Below are 22,855 nucleotides of genomic sequence, written 5' to 3'. Positions count from 1 at the left end.
ATAATAATAAAAACTACTTAGGTATTTGAAATTTTTAATGGACCAGCTAAATTTTAATTTCGTCACAACTTTTCCGAGTTACCTCAACTTCATCATATCAATTTATTATTTAATACACTGGTAAAACTCTATATGTACAGAGATTTATATCAATCTGAAAAAATAATTTATTTTTCTATTTCGTTTTTTTCATTATCGATTATACTATTTTATATAAATAAACGACCAAAACAAAAAAAAAACGACCAAAACTAAAAATAAATCGTCTTTTGAGTTTTGCACTGATATTTATAATTATAGGGCAAATTGGATAAAACCTCTCTTGTCCTTCTTATGTAAAATAAATAAATAAAATATGATAGAAGAGTATAGTAATGTAATTAATGAAATTAATAAAAGTAAAGTCCAAATATACTACAGGCTAAATCAACTAGGTAGCATGACTGGATTGAAGGATAGAGCATTGAAGTATAGGATGAAAAAAGTTAAAGAAGATTATAAACACATACCTAATTTGTTAAGGTTTGTTGGGAGAGCTTGGGAAATACATTATACACTAATAGATCAGTTTAGGCCAAAATATAAAAGAAAAGAAACAACCGTATCTAATCATAAATGGGAAACGTTGTTGACGTGGAACCTTCTAGATGATTACGACGTGAAGTATCATATTCAATTAATCGAAGAAGTAAAAGAACTTCTACCTACCGTAAATATAGCTTATTGCATTGAAAAAGATAGAAGAGGTTTTAATCACATTCACGCATTAATCGATGACGATAAAGAAAAGGTTGAGGTTTCCGTAGCCAAAGTATTAAGTAAGTATCTGAATAAAAATTATTATAGAACTCAGGTTGAAAATATATATAATTATTATAGTGTTACCAGCTATATTCAAAAAAGTGGTGAAATAACAATTATCTAAAAATTATAAAAGATGAATGAATTTAAAATTACGGATCTGAAAAACAATCCAATCCTGAAGCAATTATTGATTAACTATTGTTTCCTAAACTATGAAGAAAATGCAATAATTGATGATTATCATTTGGAAGCTGAATATAATTTATTATCTCGGAATAATGAATTAGAACTACTTTTTGTAGCTGAGTCCTTTTCCAATAGTTATCCTAGTGTAGTTGTGGGATAAGATTAGTTCTGGTGCGTTACCGCTGTTATTATAAAGATTTTTTCAACCCGCCTAGCATGTATTTTAACAATCAGATGGTCAAAAAAAATTTTTGGAATAAAAACATGTAGTTAATCAACCGAAAACCCTTAAATAACTATTAACGACTCACTGAATATCAATTAGTTATATTTTCAATTAAAAACTTATAGCACCCTTAATGAAAAAAATAAAAAAAATAGTGTCAATGTTTGTAAGGCTTGAAACATTTACTTTCTGTTTGTTGGTCAGAGAAAGTACCTAAAATCTTTAAAAACATGGATGAAAATGAAATAAATGGAAAAATTTCTATAAAACAGAGGGAAATCGCAGTGGAGCGAGACACTAATAAAAAATCTGATATGGATCAGGAACTTCAAATTTTATACATGAGAAAACAAATAATATTTTTCCAAAATAAAATAACACAGATTAAAAATGGAATGAAATGAAAAATTATAGAGTAGAAATTTGGTTTGGGCCGAACAAAAGTGAATTCGTTATAGGAGGATCAAACTCCGCTCACGCATTAATGATTGCAAAAAAGGTTTATCCACAAGGACGAATTATTTCTGCAAAACCAGTCAAATAGAAAACCGGAGCATCGCTCCGGTTTTTGTTTTTATATCACTGCTGGATTAAGTAACCTTTGGATTTTTTGTGCAGTACCAAGGCTGCAACCACCAATTTTTGAAGCTCGTCTCAGAGATTCACCATTTTTTAGTTCTTTTACCACGGATTTATATTTTATTAAAACCTCAGCATCGCTCATTTTTGAGCCAAATAAACGGCCAGTATAAGTTCCTTTAGCTTTAGCTAATTCGATACCTTGTCGTTGGCGCTCCAGCATGTTTAAGCGCTCCATTTCGGCGACGTTTCCGAGAACACTCACAATCATCTTAAAGCTCGGATTTGGCTTATTATCGATTAGTGAATACATTCCGATATTTTCAACAAATAATTTTATTGATTTTTGGGTTAAGAATTCTACCACAGTTAAAATGTCGATAATATTACGACCTAAGCGGTCTATTGATGAGATGTGAATTTCTGTCACTATTCCTGATTCGATGTCTGCTAAAAGTTTTTTAGCTTCTTTGCGCTCTGTGAATTGGACTGAACCCGATGTCTTATCGATGTAGATTGTTGAGAATTCTTTGGCGTTTACTTCTTGACGAGCAGTATTTTGTTCTTCGGTTGATACTCGGATATATTTTACTTTTGACATTTGGTCTGATATTTAATTTCAAAACAAATATAGTGTATATTTTTAAGGTGGCAAAATTATACACCTAAAAAGTATGATTATAGGCTAAAAAAGTATGCCGTTTTGAAGCATGCCCTAAAAACATACGTTTACAGAATTTAAAAAATTAAAAATATAAGTTATCGGATGTAATATGTTTAAAGTTTTATAATGACTCTCACATGATTTTAAAATAGAACAAATTTATTACTGACTAAACTTTTGTAGATTCTTTGTAGTGAAGAAAAATTTTATAGGATTGCTTAGCAATTAGGGTAAGAAGTATTATCGTCGAAGTGGCTAAAGTTAAGAGAATATATTTCTTTAATTCAAAATTATATTCAGATATAAATCGTTCTGCGAACCAGCTACAAAATGAAAATAAAAATGTGGTGAGTATAAGAATTATCAAATTATTATTAATTTTTTTTAATCGAATGATGTAGTTTTTAGCAAAAGTTTCTTTTTGTTTTATCATCGCTGTTTGTTCTCCATTTTTGATGGTATCAGCAATCGATCTTAATTCATCTCTTTTCGAAATTATAAATGAATAAATAACCGTGAACAAGGTTACGGCTAATCCGAATAATATCAGTTGGAAATTCCACATATCATTCAGAAGAATATTTATTTTTTGAATATCAATTATCTCCATTACTTAGATAGTTTTCTAAAATAGGTTTAAGTTTTGAGAAAATGAAATCTATATCATGTATGTTATTTTCCATTTCACTCTCCGTGATAGTGGTTCTCATATTAAAAACTTTCTCGGCTGTTTGCTTATATTCTTCATTTGCTTCATTAATCATCTCTTTTGTAATTTTATATTCTTTTTTCCCTACAATTAGTTTTGCCTCTTTCTTCTGATAATCATCTTCATTTGGTTCATTAATAATTTCTTCGATCTTTTCTATAGGCATGTCTTTGAACTTGTGAAACTTGTTTTTTAAAAACTTTCCACTAACAAAATATTCTTTATATTCTATATCTACATCATTATTATCATAATGTATAGCACTATATTTAATTTGTAGCTCAGGAATAATTTTTATTTTTCTGAGTTCATCTAAGATAGTTGGGAGCTTTATATTGGCTATTGGAATATAAAGAATTTTATTTAATAGTTGTCTAATTACTTTTAAAATTTCTTCATTAGATTTGGTAGGATCTTCATAAACCAAGATTAAATATTGATGAGTATATTTGGCAGAGTCTATTCCTTTAATAATAGGATATAACATAACGAAATTTGTATCACTCCCAATCTTGTGGCTTTTTTCAAAAGGAATTTTTTCTTCAGTTTCTAAATATCCATCATAAAGATTAGTACTATAGGCAGATACTTGTAATAAGATCGCGTTGTTATCAATCGAATTTTTATGAACTATAATGTCGCTTATTACCGTTTTTTTAGTTTTATTTCTATTTTCAAATGATAGTGGAATTTTAGCGTTAGAAAATTCTTCGATTTTAGTGTCAATAAATGTTTTCATGTGTTTTACTGAAATTCCACCAAAAAAATCATTCGGTTTCTCGAAAACCTCAGTAGTGTAAACAGGAACTTTAATATCGTATGTTTTAACTTTGTTTGCCATTACTTTTTTCTTAAATTTCTATTTTATCTATTTCCTTCATAATTCTATCCGTTTCGTTAAGCGCCACCACCATTTTCTGGTAATGTAAAATATCATCATAATTTAGTTCACGGCCCTTGCGATCTTTTAGCCATTTTTGAGCGGGTTGGTATCCTCCGATGTAAAAGTTCCATGCTACTTCTGGAACGTTGGCGAAATGTTGCTCATCGTTAATGTAGACGTTACCATTTTTATAAATTGGTTTGGTCACAATGTTGTCACCATCTTCGGGATATTGAGTTATATATTTTTCTACAGTTGGACTTTCCAATAAATGAATTTGGCGTAATTCACCGCCTAGTTTTACTAATTTCCAAAATTCTAAGTGATCCGGTGGAACCGGAACACGTGGAAAATCTATTTTTAAAAACTCTTTGTAGTTCTCTCGGTACGTTGGTGAATGTAAAACCGCATAAATATAATCTAACAAATCGATTGGAGCGAAACTTTGCTTAAACTCTGGGCGGACCTCATAACTGTTAGCAAAACAAACATTACTTTCTATTTCCTTTTCATTAATGAAGGTCATGCCTAAACCGTTAGCAATTTGTTTGACAATATCGGGGTTTAGATTTGGTATTCTTGCCTTGTCACCATCCAATGTTTGTTGGACATTGGGTTCTGGATAAAGATAGAGTGGGAATGAATATGTTTTACTTGTGATTGAGTCCCTACAAATAATATCTTTTGTTATAAAAGCATTAACTCCTTTACCATTTAATGTTTGTCTGACAGTATTTAAAGAAAGATTTTCCCTTTTAAATAGATTGTTAACTAATAGAGGTCTTGGATATGCAATAAAACCTTTAGATTTGGTAGTATGAAGTGTAAATCTCCAGTCATAGGGTCTATAAAAGACTACTCCAATATTTTCATCACTTTGTTTATCAATATCAATTTTAGCATTTTCTAAAGTCCAGTCTCTACTGTTTTCCTTTATTTTTAATTCATTACGAATTACTTCTAAATTCGAATTATTTTTTATATAATGTATTGTATTTAAAAGTTCTTCTTTAGAGAATTTAACAGTTAGTCCATCGTTAAAAGTTGAAACTCCAACTGTATTTAAACTAAATAATTCATCAATTTTAATTCCCGCTTCATATATTTCAGCTAAATTAAAATTCTTTTTTACAAAAAAATAATTTGGCTTTTCTCCTGTAATTTTGTTCCATTTTAAAGTTTTAAGTGAATTTCCACTTAAAAAATCATACTTTAATTCCCTCTTTCCTTGTAAATCAAAATGTAAAATTTCACCTAGTTCATTTTTGTTTTTCTTACCTGTTTTTACAAATATATTAATAGAAACACCAGCCATTATATCAAACACATTCTGGTCGGTTGAGCCATCTGGACATGTTTCTTTTAATCTTGAATTTCCATGTAAATCTAAGATGAAAATTTTATCAAAACTTTCTAGTAAATGTTTTCGCATTTGGCGGTGGATAATGCCATCAATAAAACTATTGTTAGAAATATAAGCTAACACTCCCTCACCATTTTTATCAATAAAATGTTGTCCAAACCGTATGAATTTTATGTAATCGTCCGAAAGAGGTTGTATGTTTCGCTCCTTCATATCTTTTTTGTAATCGGCTGTTAAGCCTTCAATCCATTTACTTTTATTAGTACTGCTAACGCTGTAAGGGGGGTTTCCAATAACAACCATTACGGGTGAGTCACGTTTTATAGCATTGGCTTGGTCGGCTTCATCACTTAACCACGAACTAAAAAGGGTGTTGGTGTCGGGATGTGCTTCTTCCAGTGAGTTGGTTAAGAAAATACGGAAACGTTGGTCGTCTGTTGGTTTGTATCCTGTTTCGGTCAAAAGCATATCCATTTTGAGGTGTGCCATTGCATAACTCGCCATTAATAACTCAAAACCATTTAATCGTGGGATGAGGTCTTTGGTTACATACTTGCTCCAAATACCTTGTTGGCCTTCAAATTTTTTATGAATGTGTTTAACCACCTCAGCTAGAAAAGTTCCCGTTCCTGTGGCTGGATCCAATATCTGAACTTTATGAACTTCATGTTCTACCTCAACTTCTTTTATTACGGCATTTTTTTTGGAAGCGGTTTGGGTAATGGCTTTTTTCTTAATTTTAATCTTACTGGTATCTGCCAAACCTTGTGGTAAATCGAATTCAGTTTTTAGAATATCATCAACGGCACGCACAATGAAATTTACTACAGGTTGCGGTGTGTACCAGACCCCTCGAGCTTTTTTTAATGCGGGATTATATTCGCCTAAAAAAGTCTCATAGAAATGGACTACAGGGTCTTCCTGTCTCGTACTTCTACCAAAATTTTTCATAATGGTTGCCACATCAGAGGCGAGGAAAATATTGACGAGTTCATCAACTATCCATGTCAAACGTATGTCTAGGTCAAAACCCGCTATGTCTTGAAATAACTTGCGTAAAAATGGATTGCTTTTAGGGATTAACTCTGCGGCTTCCATACGGGAAAATGTGGGTAAAGTTGGATCGTGATAACGAGCTGCGAACATCCCATAAGCAATGGTCTGAGCGTATATATCAGCAAAGGTTTTGTTGTCTATATCGTGAATCAACATTTGTTGAAACGATAGCATTTGAGATTTTAGTTGGGAGCGTTTCCCTTCTTGGTCATCAAAGTTTAATGATTTTTCAATAACGTCAGCCATTAACTTTGATTTTCCTGCCATCATTTGTGCCAACTTAGTTGGTGACTTGATAGTTTGCGACACGGTTAGTGCAAAGTTTTTTATAAGTTGCGAGAATTGCTCGAAGTTTCCCGGTAGGGAAACGATCGATCCATTCTCGATTTTAGCTATCGCAATCTTAGTGGTTAGCTCTCCATCTTTGTAGAAATGAAAATCCATATAATCGGTAAAAATCAAATTTGACAACCCCGATTTATAGCGATCAAACTGCTCTTTTAGGGTCTTGCTTCCTAAATCTACTCCGATGTCTTTTGCTTCAATGTAGCCCACAGGAATGTCCTTACGGGTCAATACATAGTCAGGTGCTCCACAAGCAACCCTTGCGGGTTCATTCGTCACCAGAATGTCTGGAAGCATATCCATGATGAGGTTCTGTAGATCGCCACGATAAGAATGTTCTCTTGCGTTTCCTGTTTTGTAAAGCGTTTCAACTTTGGTAAGATATTGTTGGATGGTCATTTTATTGTAGTCAAATTTATTTTACTAAAGTAGGATATTTTCTTATATAAAAAATGCTAGTGTTATCAATTAGAATTTTTTACATATCATTATCACTTGAATAAAAATAATGATGATACCAACCATCATTATTATCTTATACATTAGTTTTGATTTGTTATTCATGAATTTAATTAATGGTTATCTGTTTCCAGTCGTTTGATATTGTTACTTTCATTTTTAGTATATAATCACACCCACCCATTGTTGATTGCCTCCTTCGAAATAGTATGGTGCGGGCTACGAAACGGACGCTGATTCATCAAACCTACTTCCTTCAATTTTCCGGCAACACTGTGAATTTTTGTGGTTTCTAATGCTTCACGCAACGTCATGGGAGGCAAAATACTGGGCAATCGCTTAGCTAACATGGTTTTTCCGGCACCCGGTGGACCAATCAAGATAATATTATGCCCGCCGGCAGCCGCAATTTCCATACATCTTTTTATAGACTCCTGCCCCTTGACATCACTAAAATCAAATTCAGGAAAGTCTAATGTTTTATAAAATTCGGCTCTAGTATCGATTGTTGTTGGTTCCAAAGTCCCTTTTCCTTCTAGAAAGTCAATTACTTCCTGTATGTTTTCTATTCCATACACATTTAATCCTGCAACAATTGCTGCTTCTTTCACATTTTGCTTTGGAAGAAAAAAACCTTTAAAACCCTCTTCTTTTGCTTTGATAGCAATCGGCAAAGCGCCACGAATGGGTTGCAAACCTCCGTCAAGCGAAAGCTCTCCCATGATTACATACTGGTCAATTTCATCGGCTTTAATCTGCCCAGAGGCTACCAGAATACCAATTGTCAAAGTCAGATCATACGCAGAGCCTTCTTTACGTAAATCCGCAGGAGCCATATTGATGGTGATTTTTTTGCCGGGCATCGCATAGCCATTGTTTTTAAGCGCAGCCGCAATGCGGTAACTGCTTTCTTTAATAGCATTATCTGGTAATCCAACTAAATGGTATCCAATCCCTTTATCAATATTTACCTCAACGGTAATTGTTGTGGCTTCAACTCCAAAAACTGCACTTCCAAAAACTTTAACTAGCATCTGTTTTTATTTGATTCTAAAATTAATGAAACTTTTCTTATTGTTATTATAAATCTTACATAAATTCCAATAAAATAATGAACAGCAAAAATTTAATCAAAAAAAATAAAAATACTTTGGTATACAGCTCTATACGATACATTTTTCGCGAAAACAAAATGTTAAAATTAAAAAAAGTGAAGGTATAATATTAACATTTTTCTACTTTTAGAAAATAATTAGAAACCACACTATGAAAAAAATCCTACTCCTACTCTGTTTGAGTTTTTTGGTACCAAAAACCTATGCTCAGGAATACTTTCCTAATAACGAAAGTGTTCAAAACAAAAACACCAATTTCACTGCTTTTACCAATGCCAAAATTTATGTTACCCCAACACAAATTATTGAAAAAGGCACTTTATTAATTCAAAACGGAAAAGTAATTGGTGCCGGTGCTACCATTACTATTCCTAAAAATTGCGTTACTATTAATCTGGAAGGAAAATCAATATATCCTTCCTTTATTGACATTTATACCAGTTTTGGAATTGAAAAACCAAAAGAAATAACAAGTACGGAAAGAAATCCTTTGTACGATACTAAAAGAGTGGGATATTATTGGAATGAAAATATTCGCTCAGAAGTAAATGGATATGAAAGTTTTAAATACGACCCAACTAAAGCAGAGGAGTTGTTAAAAGCAGGATTTGGTGTTGTAGGTACTCACGTTCCGGATGGAATTGCCCAAGGATCCGGAATGTTAATCGCTTTGAACAACGCTGATAAAAGCACACAATTATTATCTGACAAAATCACTAATCACTTTGCATTTACAAAAAGTGCCACTACAAATCAATCCTATCCTAGCTCATTAATGGGAATGATGGCCTTATTACGCCAAATGTACTTTGATTTAGATTGGTACAAAAAAGGGAATGCTGCAACCAAAGATTTATCATTAGAAGCCTTATCAAATAATGAAAAATTAGTTCAAATTTTTGCTTCGGAGGATAAATTAAATAGTGTTAGAGCTTCTAAAATAGGAAAAGAATTTGGATTGAACTATGTATTGAAAGGCATAGGAAATGAATTTGAAAGAATTGAAGAAATAAAAAAAACAAATTCTAAATTTATTATTCCAATCAATTTCCCCGAAGCTTATGATGTGTCTGATCCGTACCAAGCCAATCAAATGGAATTGAAAGATTTGCGTTTCTGGAATCAAGCCCCTACTAATCTGAAGGTTTTGTCTGATAACGGTATTGTTTTCGCCTTGACTACAGACAAATTAAAGAAGGTGGGAGATTTCAGAACTAACCTTCTAAGAGCCATTAAATATGGTTTTGATACAACCAAAGCATTAGAAGCACTGACAACAATTCCAGCATCAATTTTAGGAAAAAGCAACGAAATTGGAAGTTTAAAAACCGGAAGTCTAGCTAATTTTGTGATCACCTCCGGAGAAATATTCGAAGAAAAAACCATCGTTTACGAAAACTGGGTTCAAGGAAGTAAGTATGTCATCAATGATATTATGGTTAAAGACATTCGTGGCAAGTATGACTTAACGGTCAATAACACCAAATACAAATGGACTCTTGACGGCGACATAGCTACACCAAAATCAGAAATCACAAGTGTTGATGCTAAAAAAATAAAGTCTAAACTTACTATTGCTAATAACTGGATTTCAATAATAATCAAACCCAATGATTCTACAAAAACCAGCTTTACAAGAGCAACAGGATACATAGACGATATTGAGAAAATTTCTGGAAAAGCAATTTTATTCAATGGAAATGAAGTGAAATGGAGCGCTGTAAAAACGGCTCCTTTTGCAAAAGCGGTTGATTCTTCAAAAATTGAAAAAAACAAAATGATCCTCCCTACAACATTTCCAAATGTTGCCTTCGGGACGGTAAAAAAAGCAACACAACAGACACTTTTATTCAAAAATGCCACGGTTTGGACCAATGAAAAAGAAGGTGTATTAGAAGAAACAGATGTTTTAATCAAAAATGGAAAAATTGCTGCTATCGGCAAAAACCTTTCTGATGCTTCCGCCACAGTTTTAGATGCAAAAGGCAAACATTTGACCAGCGGAATAATCGATGAACATTCCCACATAGCCATTTCAAGAGGTGTCAATGAAGGGGGACACAACTCCAGTGCTGAAGTAACAATTGAGGATGTAGTCAATTCCGAAGACGTTAATATCTATAGAGATTTAGCTGGTGGTGTAACAACTTCGCAATTATTGCATGGTTCTGCTAATCCTATCGGAGGACGCTCTGCCATTGTAAAATGGAAATGGGGCGCTTCTGCAGAAGAAATGCTTTACAAAGACCAACCAAAATTCATTAAATTTGCTTTAGGTGAAAATGTGAAACAAGCCAACTGGGGAATTACCAACCCTACTCGTTTTCCTCAAACAAGAATGGGTGTGGAACAGGTTTTTACAGATTATTTTCAACGTGCAAAAGAATATGACTTGGCTTGGAAAACTTATAATTCAAGTGGTAAAAAAGGAAAAGGGAAAGCGCCAAGGGTAGACTTAGAACTACAGACTCTAGCTGAAATCCTTAATAAGGAACGTTTCATTTCCTGCCACTCTTATGTGCAATCTGAAATTTTGATGTTGATGAATGTTGCCGAAAAATTTAACTTTAGAGTAAATACCTTTACACATATCCTTGAAGGATACAAAGTAGCCGATGAAATGAAAAAACACGGAGTAGGAGCCTCGACGTTCTCGGATTGGTGGGCGTATAAATTTGAAGTGAATGATGCCATTCCCTTCAACGGTCCAATCATGCACAATGCGGGACTTGTAGTAGCCTATAACTCTGATGACGCTGAAATGTCCAGAAGATTAAATCAAGAAGCTGCAAAAGCAGTGAAATATGGAAACATTTCAGAAGAAGAAGCATGGAAATTCGTGACTTTGAATCCTGCAAAATTATTGCATATTGATGATAAAGTGGGAAGTATAAAAATAGGAAAAGATGCTGATGTAGTACTTTGGAACAACAATCCTTTATCTATTTATGCTAAAGCTGAAAAAACAATAATTGAAGGTGTCGTTTATTATGATGTGCAAAAAGATGAAGCACAAAGAGTAGCAGTTGCCAAAGAAAGAAATGAGTTAATAGGCCAACTATTGCAAGAAAAAAACAAAGGAATGATCACTCAAGAGCCTAAAAAGAAGGAAAAAATAGAATATCATTGTGATTCTTTGGAACATTAAGCTCAAGAAATCTACGTTTCTTAAATCTAAAACAATAAAATAGGATGAATAAAAATATATATATTTTACTATTGGTATTTAGCATATCAATACTTACAAAGGCACAGCAAGCTCCTGCTTCAAAACAATCAAAATCTATTTTAATTCTAAATGCAACAGCACATTTAGGAAATGGCGAAATAATCGAAAACAGTGCTATAGGATTTGTAGAAGGCAAAATTACATTAGTGGCAGATGCCCGATTAATAAAACTAGCTCAAGGAGCGTATGATATTACCATTGACGCCAGCGGAAAACACGTATATCCAGGATTTATAGCGCCCAATTCTACCTTGGGCTTAGTCGAAATTGATGCCATAAAATCTTCTGATGATGAAAGCGAAATAGGAAATATGAATCCTCACGTAAGAAGTATTATTGCCTATAATGCTGATTCAAAAGTAATTGAAACCATTAAACCAAACGGAATTTTGATGGCGCAAATTACCCCACGTGGCGGAAGAATTTCAGGCACTTCATCCATCGTTCAGCTTGATGCCTGGAACTGGAAGGATGCACTGATAAAAGAAAATGATGGGATTCATCTTAATTTCCCTTCTAGTTTTAAAAGAAGTGGTTCCTGGTTTGAACCCGGAACAATTGAAGCAAATAAAGACTATAGCAAACAACACTCAGAGATAACTACTTTTTTGACTAGCGCAAAAGCATACTTAGCAGATAGCCCCAAAGAAAGAAATTTGATTTTTGAGGCTACAAAAGGATTGTTTGACGGAAATCAAACCTTATTCATACACGCAAATGAAGAAAAACAAATTATTGATGCTATACAAATGGCAAAAGAAAATGGAGTTAAAAAAATAGTAATTGTTGGTGGTTATGAAGCGTATAAAACGGCTGACTTACTTCAAAAAAATAACATTGGAGTATTATTAAAAAGAGTGCATGATATGCCTGAAAATGAAGATCATGACATTGATTTACCGTACAAAAACGCTAAATTATTGACAGATAAAGGCGTTGTTGTAGGCTTGGAAAACAGTGGATCCATGGAGCGTATGAATACCAGAAACTTACCTTTCCTGGCCGGAACATGTGCTGCTTATGGACTTGACAAAGAAAAAGCGCTACAACTAATAACCTTCAATACCGCCAAATTATTAGGGATCGATAAACAATGTGGTACTTTAGAACAAGGAAAGGATGCTACCTTATTTATTTCTGAGGGTGATGCTTTAGACATGAGAACGAACAAACTAACTAATGCTTTTATTCAAGGCAGAATGATCAGTCTTGAAACACACCAAACAAAAATGAACGATATTTATAAAACAAAATACAATCAAAAATAACAAATACAATGGGACTATTTAACGCCATCCTGGGCAATGCCTCTGAAGTAAACATTAAAGATGTTGCTACTGAATTTGAGCCAATCCTAATTGATGGAGAAACAATCGAAAAAGCATATAAATTAATTCGGGATATGTTTGTTTTCACCAATAAAAGATTGATTCTGGTCGAAAAACAATTGGTTGGAACCAAGGTTGATTATATGTCAATTCCGTATTTGAGTATCAAAAAATTCTCTAAAGAAAGTGCTGGAATATTAGATATGGATGCCGAGTTGAAAATTTGGTTAAACAATGACGCAACCCCAATTATAAAACAATTTGGTAAAGGTGGTAATAACATTAATGAAGTTTACAAACTTTTAAGCAAACATCTTTTAAAATAAGAATATCCTTTAGTTTTTGAAAAATGCATCACTTGTAGCTATACAATTGGTGCATTTTTTATATATCAAATTTTGTCTTAATGCTAAGTGCATTAAAATTCCCAGATTGGAAGTCTAATTTTTTACCACAAGACCCCAAGTATTCACTAAATTGGTAATTTTATTTAACTAGATTTTAATAAAAAACAAATTTTATCTTTAAAATATAAAATACCCATAAAAAAATAGGGGTTAGATTGTAAAAATCATAAAAATAAAACATTAACTCACTTTACAATAGGGGTGTGTTGAACAATTTTATATTTTTATCAAAATTTAAAACTGAAAAACGATGCGAAAAATTATTCTAAGTGTGATATTGATCACGATTTTGGTATTAACCCTTTGTTCAAATTATTTCTTAGCAGAAAGTCCAGCTCCTACAGAAGCAGTAAAATTTGATACCGGCGATACCGCTTGGATGATCGTTGCAACTGCACTTGTATTAATCATGACACCCGGTTTAGGTTTCTTTTACGGTGGAATGGTAGGTAAAAAAAATGTCATTAGTACCATGCTTCAAAGCTTTATGGCAATGATAATCGTTACCGTGTTGTGGGTTGTCATCGCTTTCGGATTATCTTTTGGTCCAACTATTGGAGGAATAATAGGGAATCCAATTCCAAATTTATTTTTTCAAGGCGTAAATACAAATACATCTTGGGGTCTAGCTCCAACAATTCCATTTATGCTCTTTGCCTTATTTCAAGCAAAATTCGCCATCATTACACCCGCTTTAATCACCGGCGCTTTTGCAGAACGAATTCGTTTTTGGGCGTACTTGTTATTTATGGTTTTATTCATACTGCTCGTTTATACCCCGCTAGCTCACATGACATGGCATCCAGATGGTATTCTCTTTAAAATGGGCGTATTGGATTTTGCTGGTGGAACTGTAGTTCATATGAGTGCTGGTTGGGCTGCTCTGGCTGGTGCCATTTTCTTAGGCAAAAGAAAAGCAGAAAAAGGAAATCCCGCACGTATAACATACGTAATGTTAGGTACCGGATTGTTGTGGTTTGGATGGTTCGGGTTCAACGCAGGTTCCGCTTTAGGAGCTAATGGGCTTGCCGTACAAGCACTGGGGACAACTACTATTGCTGCTGCTGCTGCTGGAATGGCTTGGGTATTTCTTGATAAAATTCTTGGTCATAAATTGTCGGCAATGGGAGCTTGTATTGGTGTAGTGGTCGGATTAGTTGCCATTACTCCTGCAGCTGGTTTTGTTAGCATTCCTCATGCTTTGTTCATAGGAATTTTTGCAAGTATTGTGAGCAATCTGGTGGTTAGAAGTTTCCACAAATGTAAAATTGATGATGCTTTAGATGTATTTGCCTGTCACGGTGTAGGTGGCATCATTGGGATGCTTTTGACAGGTGTATTTGCTTCAAAATCAATAAACGCGGCAGTTGGTGATAACCAAGGACTTATTTTTGGAGAAACAACATTATTCTTAAATCAATTATTTGCTATGGTTGTCGTTTCCATATTTGCATTCTCAATGTCTTATTTCCTTTTCTATATTGTAAACAAAATAACTCCTCTAAGAGTAAGTGAAGAAAAAGAAGAATTAGGGTTAGATATTTCGCAACACGGCGAATTTCTATAAATCTTCGGTATAAAGTTAGAGACGCTCTGAAATTTCAGAGCGTTTTTTTGCTCTTATCCGTTCTAAATACCTATAATATACAAAGCAATTCTTATTCTTTAAACAATAAACTAAAAACTTTAAAAATAGCGTAGTACATATTAATTTTAGCCTGCATCCTTTAAAACTAAAATCCCAATCTTTAAAAAAAAGATTGGGATTTTAGTTTTAAATATAGTCGAATGCTTTTATGGCGCACAACCCGATTGCCGTTTTATTTTAAAACAGTACACTCAATTTTAGAGTCGTTATAAATCTTGTGCGTTTGTTTCTTAAAATCTTCAGGTTTTGCATAAAAGATATTGTCAACAAATGTCTGTGGATTCAAATCTATAAATGGAAACCACGTACTTTGAACCTGAATCTGGATTTTGTGTCCTTTTTTGAACGTATGAAATACATCTTGTAACTTAATATTAACTGCTGTTTTCTCATTGGCTACAAAAGGTTCTGGTTTTGAAAAACTATTTCTAAAACGGCCTCGCATAACTTCACTTCGTACCATCATGTGGTAATTACTCATCTTTAGATACGGAGCTACTTCTTTTGTTTCCGGTTCGTCGTTTGGGAAAACATCAATCACTTTTACAATCCAATCCGCATCAGTTCCTGTAGTAGAAACTTGTAATTTAGCCAAGATTTCTCCGGCTAATGTGGTATCATCATTCAATACTTCTGTTTCAAAAACAATCACATCCGGACGTCGTGCAGCAAAACGCTGGTCATCGGTCATGTATTTCCTTGGCGTAAGTCCGTTTTGTTTAATATCCTCCGAATAGGGTACCGGTTTCTTAGGATCACTAATAAATTCTTCAAAAGAAATATTTTGCTTAGCCAATTTTGTCAATTTACTCCCTTGCAAAAAGAAATCTTGTTTTTCAGTATTTACGGGAGGCCAGGCATCATAGGTTTTCCACTCTTTTCTTCCGGTGTCAAAAACATAAGCTTCAGGCAATTTATTAGCTCCTTTTCCATTATTTTTCAAAAAATGGCGGAAGAAATTAGATTCAATATTTTTTTGATAAAAACCAGAAATACTATCTCCAAAATTAATATTACCAATCACTTGCTTTGCTGAATTCCTAGCCCAATCACCATGACTCCAGGGTCCCATAACAATTGTGTTGTAGTTTTTACTGCTCTTTTCTATCGTACTGTAGGTATTCAAAGGACCGTATAAATCTTCGGCATCAAACCAACCTCCTACTGTCATTACCGCTGGTTTAATATTATTCAAATGCTGTAAAATTCCACGCTTTTGCCAAAAATCATCGTAACTGGAATGGTCTTTCAGCTGTTGCCAAAACTCATTCTCTTTTCCATAATATTTGTCTAAATTAGAGAGTGGTCCTGCATCCAGGAAAAACTGATAATCATCGTTTGTACCCGCATTCGTAAATTTGTACCAAGGTTCCGTAGTACGTTTTGTTTTTTGAGGGCCAAATAACGGAGTGACTTTCCAATAACTCAACAAATACGCTCCATTGTGATGAAAATCATCAAAAAAGAAATCAGCGATACATGCCTGAGGCGAAACGGCTTTCAAAGCTGGATGATTACTCAATAAAGAATATGTAGCGTAAAAACCTGGATATGAGATTCCCCAAGTTCCAACATTTCCATTATTGTTAGCCACATTTTTCACCAGCCACTCTATCGTATCATAAGTATCCGAAGCTTCATCCGTATCTTTCTTGCCTTTTTTATTTGGAATAAAACCACGCATGTTGTCATACAAACCATCACTCATGAATCGTCCTCGAACATCTTGATAGACTACAATATATCCTTCTTTCATCATCGTTTCACTGGGAGAAATGCTTTTCTTGAACTGATTTTCTCCATAAGGCCCCGAGTTATATGGTGTTCTTTGCATTATAATTGGATATTTTGTAGAAACATCTTTGGGAGTATAAATGGCAGTAAACAACTCTACTCCATCACGCATTTTAATATGCACTTCCTTTTTAGTATAATTTTCAGACACATAATTGGCTTTATTGTCTTGGGCAAACAGAACTGCACCAATAAAAAAAAGCGAAATACCTAATAGTTTTTTCATGAATTCTTTTGAGTTAAAATAATTTTTAAAGATAAAAAATCTCTTCGAATATTGCATCCATATTCCTTCTTTTTTGAAATTTAGGAATTTTAGTTTGTCAAAAAAAAACAAATATGTTAAAAAAAACGATCTTTTTTAGGATCTTTTTAAAGAAAACTACACAGTTAGATTGGCATTTTTTATCAAAAATTTCATTCGCTTTTACCTCTATAAAACCAATACTATTACTGCAAAAAGAGGCCGTTATTTGTTGTGTAAAAGACAATATCTAGCTTTTTAAAGGTTTTTTCACATAATTTGCCTTACATTTGTAAAACACCAAATTATTTTTTGTGGTTAATAAAGTCTTTTTTTTGCACTTTTAACCCAAAGCTAAGATCCCTTATTTTAGAAAATATTCTAAAAAAAATCATCTTTTTTTTGCAGTTTACTGCCCCTTTTGCCTTTTGGAAAAATTCCATGTACAGGCTATTAAATAATCGAAAATTAATAATATGCACCTAATAGATTATGCAATCTTTGTTGTTTACATGCTGGTTATGCTAGGCGTTGGCGTTTATTTTTTCAATAAGAATAAAACCGCGGAAGATTTTTACGTTAGCGGAAGAAATATGAATAGCTGGCACATTGGTTTATCCGTTGTAGCCACAGATGTAGGTGGTGGATTCTCAATAGGATTGGGCGGTCTGGGTTTTACGATGGGAATATCCGGTTCTTGGATGCTGTTCACCGGACTGCTGGGCGCTTGGCTGAGTGCTGTTTTTCTAATTCCAAAAGTAAGTGCATTAGGACATAAATATAAGTTTTTCACTTTTCCCCAAATATTTGATCATTTTTATAATGCTAAAGTAGCGCTACTGGCCGGAATTATTTCGGCTATTGGATATCTTGGATTTACAAGTTCTCAGGTTTTGGCTGGAGCCAAATTAGCGTCGGCAACCATAGAAGGACTTAATTTACAAACAGCGCTAATTGTAATGGGACTTATCGCGGTAATTTATACGGCTATTGGAGGATTAAAAGCCGTTATTTATACCGATACAATCCAGTGGTTAGTCCTTATTGGCGGATTGGTTTTTATAGGGATTCCAGTTGCCTACAATGCCGTGGGAGGGTATGAGGCGATCAAGACTACCCTGGCACCTGAATATTTATCACTGACCAATGTAAAATGGTATCAGATTTTAAACTGGTCCATAACCATTATACCCATTTGGTTTGTAGGAATGACTTTATACCAGCGGATTTATGCTAGCAAAGGAGAGAAAGAAGCTAAAAAAGCATGGTTGATTGCGGGTGTTTTTGAATGGCCTATAATGGCATTTATGGGAGTGATTCTGGGAATGCTGGCTAAAGTGGCTGCAAACAAAGGAATGTTTGACGGTATTACAGATGCAGCCAATATGGATAGCGAAATGGGATTGCCTATTTTACTGGCCACCATACTCCCCGTTGGATTAATGGGGCTGATGCTTTCTTCCTATTTTTCGGCTATACTTTCTACCGCGGACAGCTGCTTAATGGCAGCTTCCGGAAATATTGTCACTGATATTATTGCTAAATTTTCAAAAAAAGAATTGAGTCATAAAAAAGAGCTTCGGCTCTCACAATTGGTCACCTTAATTGTAGGTCTTCTTGCTATTTTAATTGCTTCCCAAATGCAAAATGTACTGGAACTGATGCTCTACTCTTATGCTTTTATGGTGTCGGGACTATTCGTTCCGGTAATAGGCGCTTTATTTTGGAAGAAAAGCCATCCAACAGCTGCTTTTTGGAGCATGTTATTTGGGGGTGCCACCACAATCCTGCTAATTGTTACAGAGAATAAACTACCTTTAGATTTAAAATTACCGGAACATTTAGATGCAAACCTTTATGGAATAAGTATTTCTCTTATTTTATTCGTTACAATATCACTTTATCACTATAACAAAAAAGAAAGACAAAATGGAATTCAAACAAATTAATGACACAACCGGAGAAGATACAATTTATACCAATCAAATTATAGCATTATTCCTTTATACCCATTTAGAACAATATGGCGATACGATTGAAGACATTCGAAAATGTATTGATTACGTTATGAATCCTACAAAAGGAGGCAACATTGTAGTGGGAATCGAAGATCAAAAAATCGTAGGAGTTGTCATCTTGAACAACACGGGAATGAAAGATTTTATTCCTGAAAATATTTTGGTATACATTGCCGTGGACAACAGCCAACGGGGAAAAGGGTTTGGAAAACAATTGATGCAAAAAGCAATATCAATTGCCCAAGGAAATATTGCCCTACATGTAGAACCTGATAATCCTGCCAAAAAACTGTATGAAAGCTTAGGTTTTACCAATAAATATTTGGAAATGCGCCTCATTAAATAATCCAAAATGGAAAACTCAAACCCGTCCATCGAGACACTTGTACGGTTACGAAAGGAGCTTCACAAACACCCAGAGGTTTCGGGTAAAGAAAATCAAACAGCAAAACGCGTCCTATCTTTTCTCGAAAATTACCCTCCCGATGAATTGATTACCAGAATAGGAACAACTGGTGTGGTTGCAATTTATAAAGGTAAAAAAAATGGAAAAACAGTATTATTCCGATGTGAATTAGATGCTTTGCCAATTGAAGAAACGAATCGTTTTGAACATCGTTCACTAATTGATGGTGTCTCACACAAATGCGGACATGATGGACACATGGCTATTCTTTGTGGTTTGGCAGCTGAATTGCATCAGAACAAACCGGACTCAGGAACCGTCATTTTGCTGTTTCAACCGGCTGAAGAAGATGGTAGTGGTGCTCAAAAGGTGTTTTCAGATACTAAATTCACTTTGATTCAACCTGATTACGTCTTTGCGCTGCACAATTTACCAGGGTTTCCAATGCATCAAATTGTAGTAAAAAACGAAACTTTTACCTGCGCCGTAAATAGCATTATCATAAAATTAAAAGGAAAAACAGCCCATGCCGGTGAACCTGAAAGAGGAATTAATCCTACTCTGGCAATAGCCGCCATTATCAATCAATTTAATGCTACTATTCAGACCGATATTACCAAAGAAAACTATTGCCAGATAACTCCCATTTATACCAAAATAGGTAAAAAAGCATATGGTGTAGCAGCTGGTGCGGGAGAAATTCATTTTACAGTACGAAGTGATAGCAATTTACAGATGAGAAAGATCGAAATAGCTTTAGAAAATGCAGCCCAATCAATCGCAAAAGAATATCAACTGAAGTGTAAAACGCAATGGACACAAAGTTTCCAAGCCAATGAGAATGACAAAACTGCTGTAGCATTCATCAAAAAGGCAGCAGAAATTAATGGTTTTGAACTATTCGAAAAAGAGAAACCATTCACTTGGGGCGAAGATTTTGGTTTGTTCACACAGCACTATCCCGGCGCCATGTTCGGACTGGGAGCTGGGGTAAACACTGCCGCACTACACAATCCTGATTATGATTTTCCTGACGAAATTATAGCAACTGGAGTGGCTGTTTTTCATCACATCAGCAAACAAATTACAAATGCACACTAACTCAATAATAGAGCTTAATCGCTCCGCGTATCAAAAAAACATCGATTTTCTAAAAAAGACCTTTGGAAAAAAAGTACTGATTTCCTCTGTCGTAAAAGGAAATGCGTATGGTCATGGAGTACAGCCGTTTGTGGCTATGGCTTTTCAATGTGGTGTAACTCATTTTTCTGTTTTTGATGTTCAGGAAGCCAAAGTCGTAAAAACAACACTACAGGACAAAGCAACTATTATGGTTATGGGACTCGTTCAGGATGAAGATATGGAATGGGTAATCAAAAATGATATTGAATTTTTTGTCTTTGATAAAACTCGACTGACGAAAGCTATGAAAACAGCTAAAAAACTCGAAAAAAAAGCAATTCTGCACATTGAAGTAGAAACCGGAATGAACCGAACTGGTTTTGATAAGAACGAACTGAATACTGTTATTACTTTTTTAAAGAAAGAAGAACAACATCTTACTTTCAAAGGGCTTTGTACTCATTATGCCGGGGCCGAAAGTATCGCTAATTATTACAGAGTGGATCAGCAAATCAAGAAGTTTGAAGAAATTTATGCCTTTTTTTGTAAAAATGATCTGAAGCCACAAATGAGACATTCTGCTTGCTCTGCAGCATCAATAATGTTTCCACAAACCAGAATGGATATGGTGCGAATCGGAATAATGCAATACGGATTGTGGTCCAGTCCGGAAGTATTTGTTACCTATCTCAATTCTAAAAAAAATAAAATAGATCCGCTGCAACGCGTTATCACTTGGAAAAGTGCTATAATGAGCATAAAGAAAGTAAATATTGGTGATTTTATTGGGTATGGAACCAGTTTTATGGCCAAAAGAAAAATGAAAATTGCTGTTATCCCTATTGGTTACTGCCACGGATACAGTCGCTCGTTGAGCAACCAAGGTCGTGTACTTATTCATGGACAACGCAGTATTGTAGTGGGTTCCGTAAACATGAACATGATGACTGTCGATGTTACTGATATCGACATGGCAAAAAAAGAAGATGAAGTGGTCTTGATAGGCACACAAAAAGAGCTATCCGTTTCTGTAGCTTCCTTTAGTGATTTCAGCAACCAACTCAATTACGAATTATTAACTCGGATTTCCAAAGCAATTCCACGTAAAATCATAGAATAATGGCTTTTATAAAACTATATCGCAAAAAACTTGAAGAAAATTATGCCTTTCTGGATACTATTTTTAAATCCAGAAATATACAATGGGGAGTGGTTTCCAAACTATTGTGTGGAAATAAAATTTATCTCAAAGAAATCATCGCTTTAGGAGTACGTGAAATTCATGATTCCAGAGTAAGTAATTTGAAAAAAATTAAAGCCTTGGATCCGGAAATTCAAACCGTGTACATTAAACCACCTGCTAAACGAAGTATTGAAAGTATTGTGCGGTATGCTGACATCAGTTTTAATACTGAAATCTATACCATACAATTACTTTCAGAGGAAGCCGTAAAACAAAACAAGACCCATAAAATCATCATTATGATTGAAATGGGAGACCTTCGTGAAGGTGTAATGGGAGAAGAATTGATCGATTTTTATGGCACAATTCTAAAAATGCCTAATATTGAAATCTCTGGAATTGGTACCAATTTCAATTGCCTTAGCGGTGTAATGCCCACGCAGGACAAATTGATTCAATTGAGCTTATACAAACAGCTAATTGAAGCTAAATTCAATATCAGTATTCCATTTGTCTCCGGAGGAACTTCTGTTACTGTACCGCTACTCCTAAAAAATGCCCGACCAATGGCCGTGAATCATTTTCGAATAGGGGAAGCCCTATTTTTCGGGAAAGATTTGTTTACAGGAAATACCATAGAAGGAATGCACAATGATGTTTTCAAATTATACGCTGAAATCATCGAAATTACAGAAAAACCAAATACACCAACAGGGGAGTTAGGCGAGAATGTAGCCGGAAATTCCTTTTCGATGGATGCTGTCACTGATTTAGGCGATACTTCCCTTAGAGCTATTCTAGACATTGGTTTGTTAGACATGCAACCACAATACATCGAATCTGATGATACGGATATCACTATAGTAGACGCCAGTTCTGACATGCTGGTTATAGACATTTCAAATTCTAAAAAAAATTATAAAATTGGGGATTTAGTGGCGTTCAAAATACGATATATGGGCGCATTGTACCTTTTAAATTCTGCTTATATCGAGAAAATAATCGAATAAAAGGCCATTTTGTACCCTATCTTGAATATGCATCTCACGCATCAATACCGAGTAAATTAAGTCTATAGTATTAAAAA

Annotated in this window: 18 protein-coding genes and 1 pseudogene; 13 read left to right on the top strand and 6 right to left on the bottom strand. The window is 34.3% G+C overall.

The window, feature by feature from the left end:
• Window positions 1-355 precede the first annotated feature (355 nt).
• The 4 genes from EKM05_RS06000 to EKM05_RS14370 all read left to right on the top strand — a co-directional run bounded on the left by EKM05_RS06000 (window position 356) and on the right by EKM05_RS14370 (window position 1,760).
• Window positions 356-925 (top strand): hypothetical protein, encoded by a 570-nt coding sequence (locus tag EKM05_RS06000; protein ID WP_126554140.1) that lies wholly within the window; start codon window positions 356-358, stop codon window positions 923-925.
• A 12-nt stretch (window positions 926-937) separates the two neighbouring features.
• On the top strand, window positions 938-1,150 hold the full coding sequence (locus EKM05_RS05995; protein ID WP_126554138.1) for a hypothetical protein: 213 nt from the start codon (window positions 938-940) through the stop codon (window positions 1,148-1,150).
• 296 nt (window positions 1,151-1,446) lie between these two features.
• On the top strand, window positions 1,447-1,620 hold the full coding sequence (locus EKM05_RS14375; protein WP_158615141.1) for a hypothetical protein: 174 nt from the start codon (window positions 1,447-1,449) through the stop codon (window positions 1,618-1,620).
• Window positions 1,617-1,760, top strand: a complete 144-nt coding sequence (locus EKM05_RS14370) for a hypothetical protein (protein ID WP_158615140.1) — start codon at window positions 1,617-1,619, stop codon at window positions 1,758-1,760. The genes EKM05_RS14375 and EKM05_RS14370 overlap by 4 nt, the downstream gene beginning before the upstream one ends.
• A 30-nt stretch (window positions 1,761-1,790) precedes the next feature.
• Here the strand turns inward: EKM05_RS14370 and EKM05_RS05990 are convergent, their stop codons facing one another.
• The 5 genes and pseudogenes from EKM05_RS05990 to EKM05_RS05970 all read right to left on the bottom strand — a co-directional run.
• Window positions 1,791-2,396, bottom strand: a complete 606-nt coding sequence (locus tag EKM05_RS05990; protein WP_126554136.1) for a recombinase family protein — start codon at window positions 2,394-2,396, stop codon at window positions 1,791-1,793.
• 232 nt (window positions 2,397-2,628) lie between these two features.
• A complete protein-coding gene (locus tag EKM05_RS05985; RefSeq protein WP_126554134.1) occupies window positions 2,629-3,069 on the bottom strand; it encodes a hypothetical protein in 441 nt (146 codons plus the stop codon).
• On the bottom strand, window positions 3,056-4,009 hold the full coding sequence (locus tag EKM05_RS05980) for a hypothetical protein (protein WP_126554132.1): 954 nt from the start codon (window positions 4,007-4,009) through the stop codon (window positions 3,056-3,058). The genes EKM05_RS05985 and EKM05_RS05980 overlap by 14 nt, the downstream gene beginning before the upstream one ends.
• 10 nt (window positions 4,010-4,019) lie before the next feature.
• Window positions 4,020-7,214 carry a type ISP restriction/modification enzyme gene (locus EKM05_RS05975; RefSeq protein WP_126554129.1) on the bottom strand — a complete coding sequence of 1,065 codons (3,195 nt, stop codon included), beginning with the start codon at window positions 7,212-7,214 and terminating at the stop codon, window positions 4,020-4,022.
• A 239-nt stretch (window positions 7,215-7,453) separates the two neighbouring features.
• A pseudogene (locus EKM05_RS05970) lies at window positions 7,454-8,308 on the bottom strand (YifB family Mg chelatase-like AAA ATPase); the annotation flags it as partial.
• A gap of 232 nt (window positions 8,309-8,540) precedes the next feature.
• Between EKM05_RS05970 and EKM05_RS05965 the strand changes: the two are divergent.
• From EKM05_RS05965 to EKM05_RS05950, 4 genes are all read left to right on the top strand, one after another.
• Entirely contained in the window at window positions 8,541-11,537 is a 2,997-nt protein-coding gene (locus EKM05_RS05965; RefSeq protein ID WP_126554127.1) for an amidohydrolase family protein, read from the top strand.
• 44 nt (window positions 11,538-11,581) lie between these two features.
• Window positions 11,582-12,886, top strand: coding sequence for an amidohydrolase family protein (locus EKM05_RS05960; RefSeq protein ID WP_126462562.1), 1,305 nt, complete (start codon window positions 11,582-11,584; stop codon window positions 12,884-12,886).
• An 8-nt stretch (window positions 12,887-12,894) separates the two neighbouring features.
• Window positions 12,895-13,272 (top strand): PH domain-containing protein, encoded by a 378-nt coding sequence (locus EKM05_RS05955; RefSeq protein WP_126554125.1) that lies wholly within the window; start codon window positions 12,895-12,897, stop codon window positions 13,270-13,272.
• A gap of 331 nt (window positions 13,273-13,603) precedes the next feature.
• A complete protein-coding gene (locus tag EKM05_RS05950; protein WP_126462568.1) occupies window positions 13,604-14,920 on the top strand; it encodes an ammonium transporter in 1,317 nt (438 codons plus the stop codon).
• A gap of 253 nt (window positions 14,921-15,173) precedes the next feature.
• On the opposite strand, the gene EKM05_RS05945 is transcribed toward EKM05_RS05950, so the two are convergent.
• Entirely contained in the window at window positions 15,174-17,021 is a 1,848-nt protein-coding gene (locus EKM05_RS05945; RefSeq protein ID WP_126462571.1) for a CocE/NonD family hydrolase, read from the bottom strand.
• Between the two features lie 494 nt (window positions 17,022-17,515).
• On the opposite strand from EKM05_RS05945, the gene EKM05_RS05940 reads away from it, so the two are divergent.
• The 5 genes from EKM05_RS05940 to EKM05_RS05920 are packed head-to-tail and all read left to right on the top strand — an operon-like array spanning window position 17,516 to window position 22,778.
• A complete protein-coding gene (locus tag EKM05_RS05940) occupies window positions 17,516-18,988 on the top strand; it encodes a sodium:solute symporter (RefSeq protein WP_126554123.1) in 1,473 nt (490 codons plus the stop codon).
• Window positions 18,969-19,403 (top strand): GNAT family N-acetyltransferase, encoded by a 435-nt coding sequence (locus EKM05_RS05935; protein ID WP_126554121.1) that lies wholly within the window; start codon window positions 18,969-18,971, stop codon window positions 19,401-19,403. Before EKM05_RS05940 ends, EKM05_RS05935 begins: the two co-directional genes overlap by 20 nt.
• Window positions 19,404-19,409: 6 nt before the next feature.
• Window positions 19,410-20,564 (top strand): amidohydrolase, encoded by a 1,155-nt coding sequence (locus EKM05_RS05930; protein WP_126554119.1) that lies wholly within the window; start codon window positions 19,410-19,412, stop codon window positions 20,562-20,564.
• Window positions 20,554-21,705 carry an alanine racemase gene (gene alr / locus EKM05_RS05925; protein ID WP_126554117.1) on the top strand — a complete coding sequence of 384 codons (1,152 nt, stop codon included), beginning with the start codon at window positions 20,554-20,556 and terminating at the stop codon, window positions 21,703-21,705. Before EKM05_RS05930 ends, alr begins: the two co-directional genes overlap by 11 nt.
• Window positions 21,705-22,778, top strand: coding sequence for an alanine/ornithine racemase family PLP-dependent enzyme (locus EKM05_RS05920; RefSeq protein ID WP_126462586.1), 1,074 nt, complete (start codon window positions 21,705-21,707; stop codon window positions 22,776-22,778). The genes alr and EKM05_RS05920 overlap by 1 nt, the downstream gene beginning before the upstream one ends.
• The last annotated feature ends 77 nt before the right edge of the window (window positions 22,779-22,855 follow it).

The organism is Flavobacterium sp. GSP27 (genome assembly GCF_003970395.1).
Classification (GTDB): Bacteria; Bacteroidota; Bacteroidia; order Flavobacteriales; family Flavobacteriaceae; genus Flavobacterium.
Note: the sequence above shows the minus strand (reverse complement) of the source record. Positions and strands in the feature narration are given on the sequence as shown.

Excerpts from the sequence above, each read along its gene's own strand:
- EKM05_RS06000 (WP_126554140.1), top strand. The coding sequence starts at position 356 with ATGATAGAAGAGTATAGTAATGTAATTAATGAAATTAATAAAAGTAAA.
- EKM05_RS05995 (WP_126554138.1), top strand. The coding sequence starts at position 938 with ATGAATGAATTTAAAATTACGGATCTGAAAAACAATCCAATCCTGAAG.
- EKM05_RS14375 (WP_158615141.1), top strand. The coding sequence starts at position 1,447 with ATGGATGAAAATGAAATAAATGGAAAAATTTCTATAAAACAGAGGGAA.
- EKM05_RS14370 (WP_158615140.1), top strand. The coding sequence starts at position 1,617 with ATGAAAAATTATAGAGTAGAAATTTGGTTTGGGCCGAACAAAAGTGAA.
- EKM05_RS05990 (WP_126554136.1), bottom strand. The coding sequence starts at position 2,396 with ATGTCAAAAGTAAAATATATCCGAGTATCAACCGAAGAACAAAATACT.
- EKM05_RS05985 (WP_126554134.1), bottom strand. The coding sequence starts at position 3,069 with ATGGAGATAATTGATATTCAAAAAATAAATATTCTTCTGAATGATATG.
- EKM05_RS05980 (WP_126554132.1), bottom strand. The coding sequence starts at position 4,009 with ATGGCAAACAAAGTTAAAACATACGATATTAAAGTTCCTGTTTACACT.
- EKM05_RS05975 (WP_126554129.1), bottom strand. The coding sequence starts at position 7,214 with ATGACCATCCAACAATATCTTACCAAAGTTGAAACGCTTTACAAAACA.
- EKM05_RS05965 (WP_126554127.1), top strand. The coding sequence starts at position 8,541 with ATGAAAAAAATCCTACTCCTACTCTGTTTGAGTTTTTTGGTACCAAAA.
- EKM05_RS05960 (WP_126462562.1), top strand. The coding sequence starts at position 11,582 with ATGAATAAAAATATATATATTTTACTATTGGTATTTAGCATATCAATA.
- EKM05_RS05955 (WP_126554125.1), top strand. The coding sequence starts at position 12,895 with ATGGGACTATTTAACGCCATCCTGGGCAATGCCTCTGAAGTAAACATT.
- EKM05_RS05950 (WP_126462568.1), top strand. The coding sequence starts at position 13,604 with ATGCGAAAAATTATTCTAAGTGTGATATTGATCACGATTTTGGTATTA.
- EKM05_RS05945 (WP_126462571.1), bottom strand. The coding sequence starts at position 17,021 with ATGAAAAAACTATTAGGTATTTCGCTTTTTTTTATTGGTGCAGTTCTG.
- EKM05_RS05940 (WP_126554123.1), top strand. The coding sequence starts at position 17,516 with ATGCACCTAATAGATTATGCAATCTTTGTTGTTTACATGCTGGTTATG.
- EKM05_RS05935 (WP_126554121.1), top strand. The coding sequence starts at position 18,969 with ATGGAATTCAAACAAATTAATGACACAACCGGAGAAGATACAATTTAT.
- EKM05_RS05930 (WP_126554119.1), top strand. The coding sequence starts at position 19,410 with ATGGAAAACTCAAACCCGTCCATCGAGACACTTGTACGGTTACGAAAG.
- alr (WP_126554117.1), top strand. The coding sequence starts at position 20,554 with ATGCACACTAACTCAATAATAGAGCTTAATCGCTCCGCGTATCAAAAA.
- EKM05_RS05920 (WP_126462586.1), top strand. The coding sequence starts at position 21,705 with ATGGCTTTTATAAAACTATATCGCAAAAAACTTGAAGAAAATTATGCC.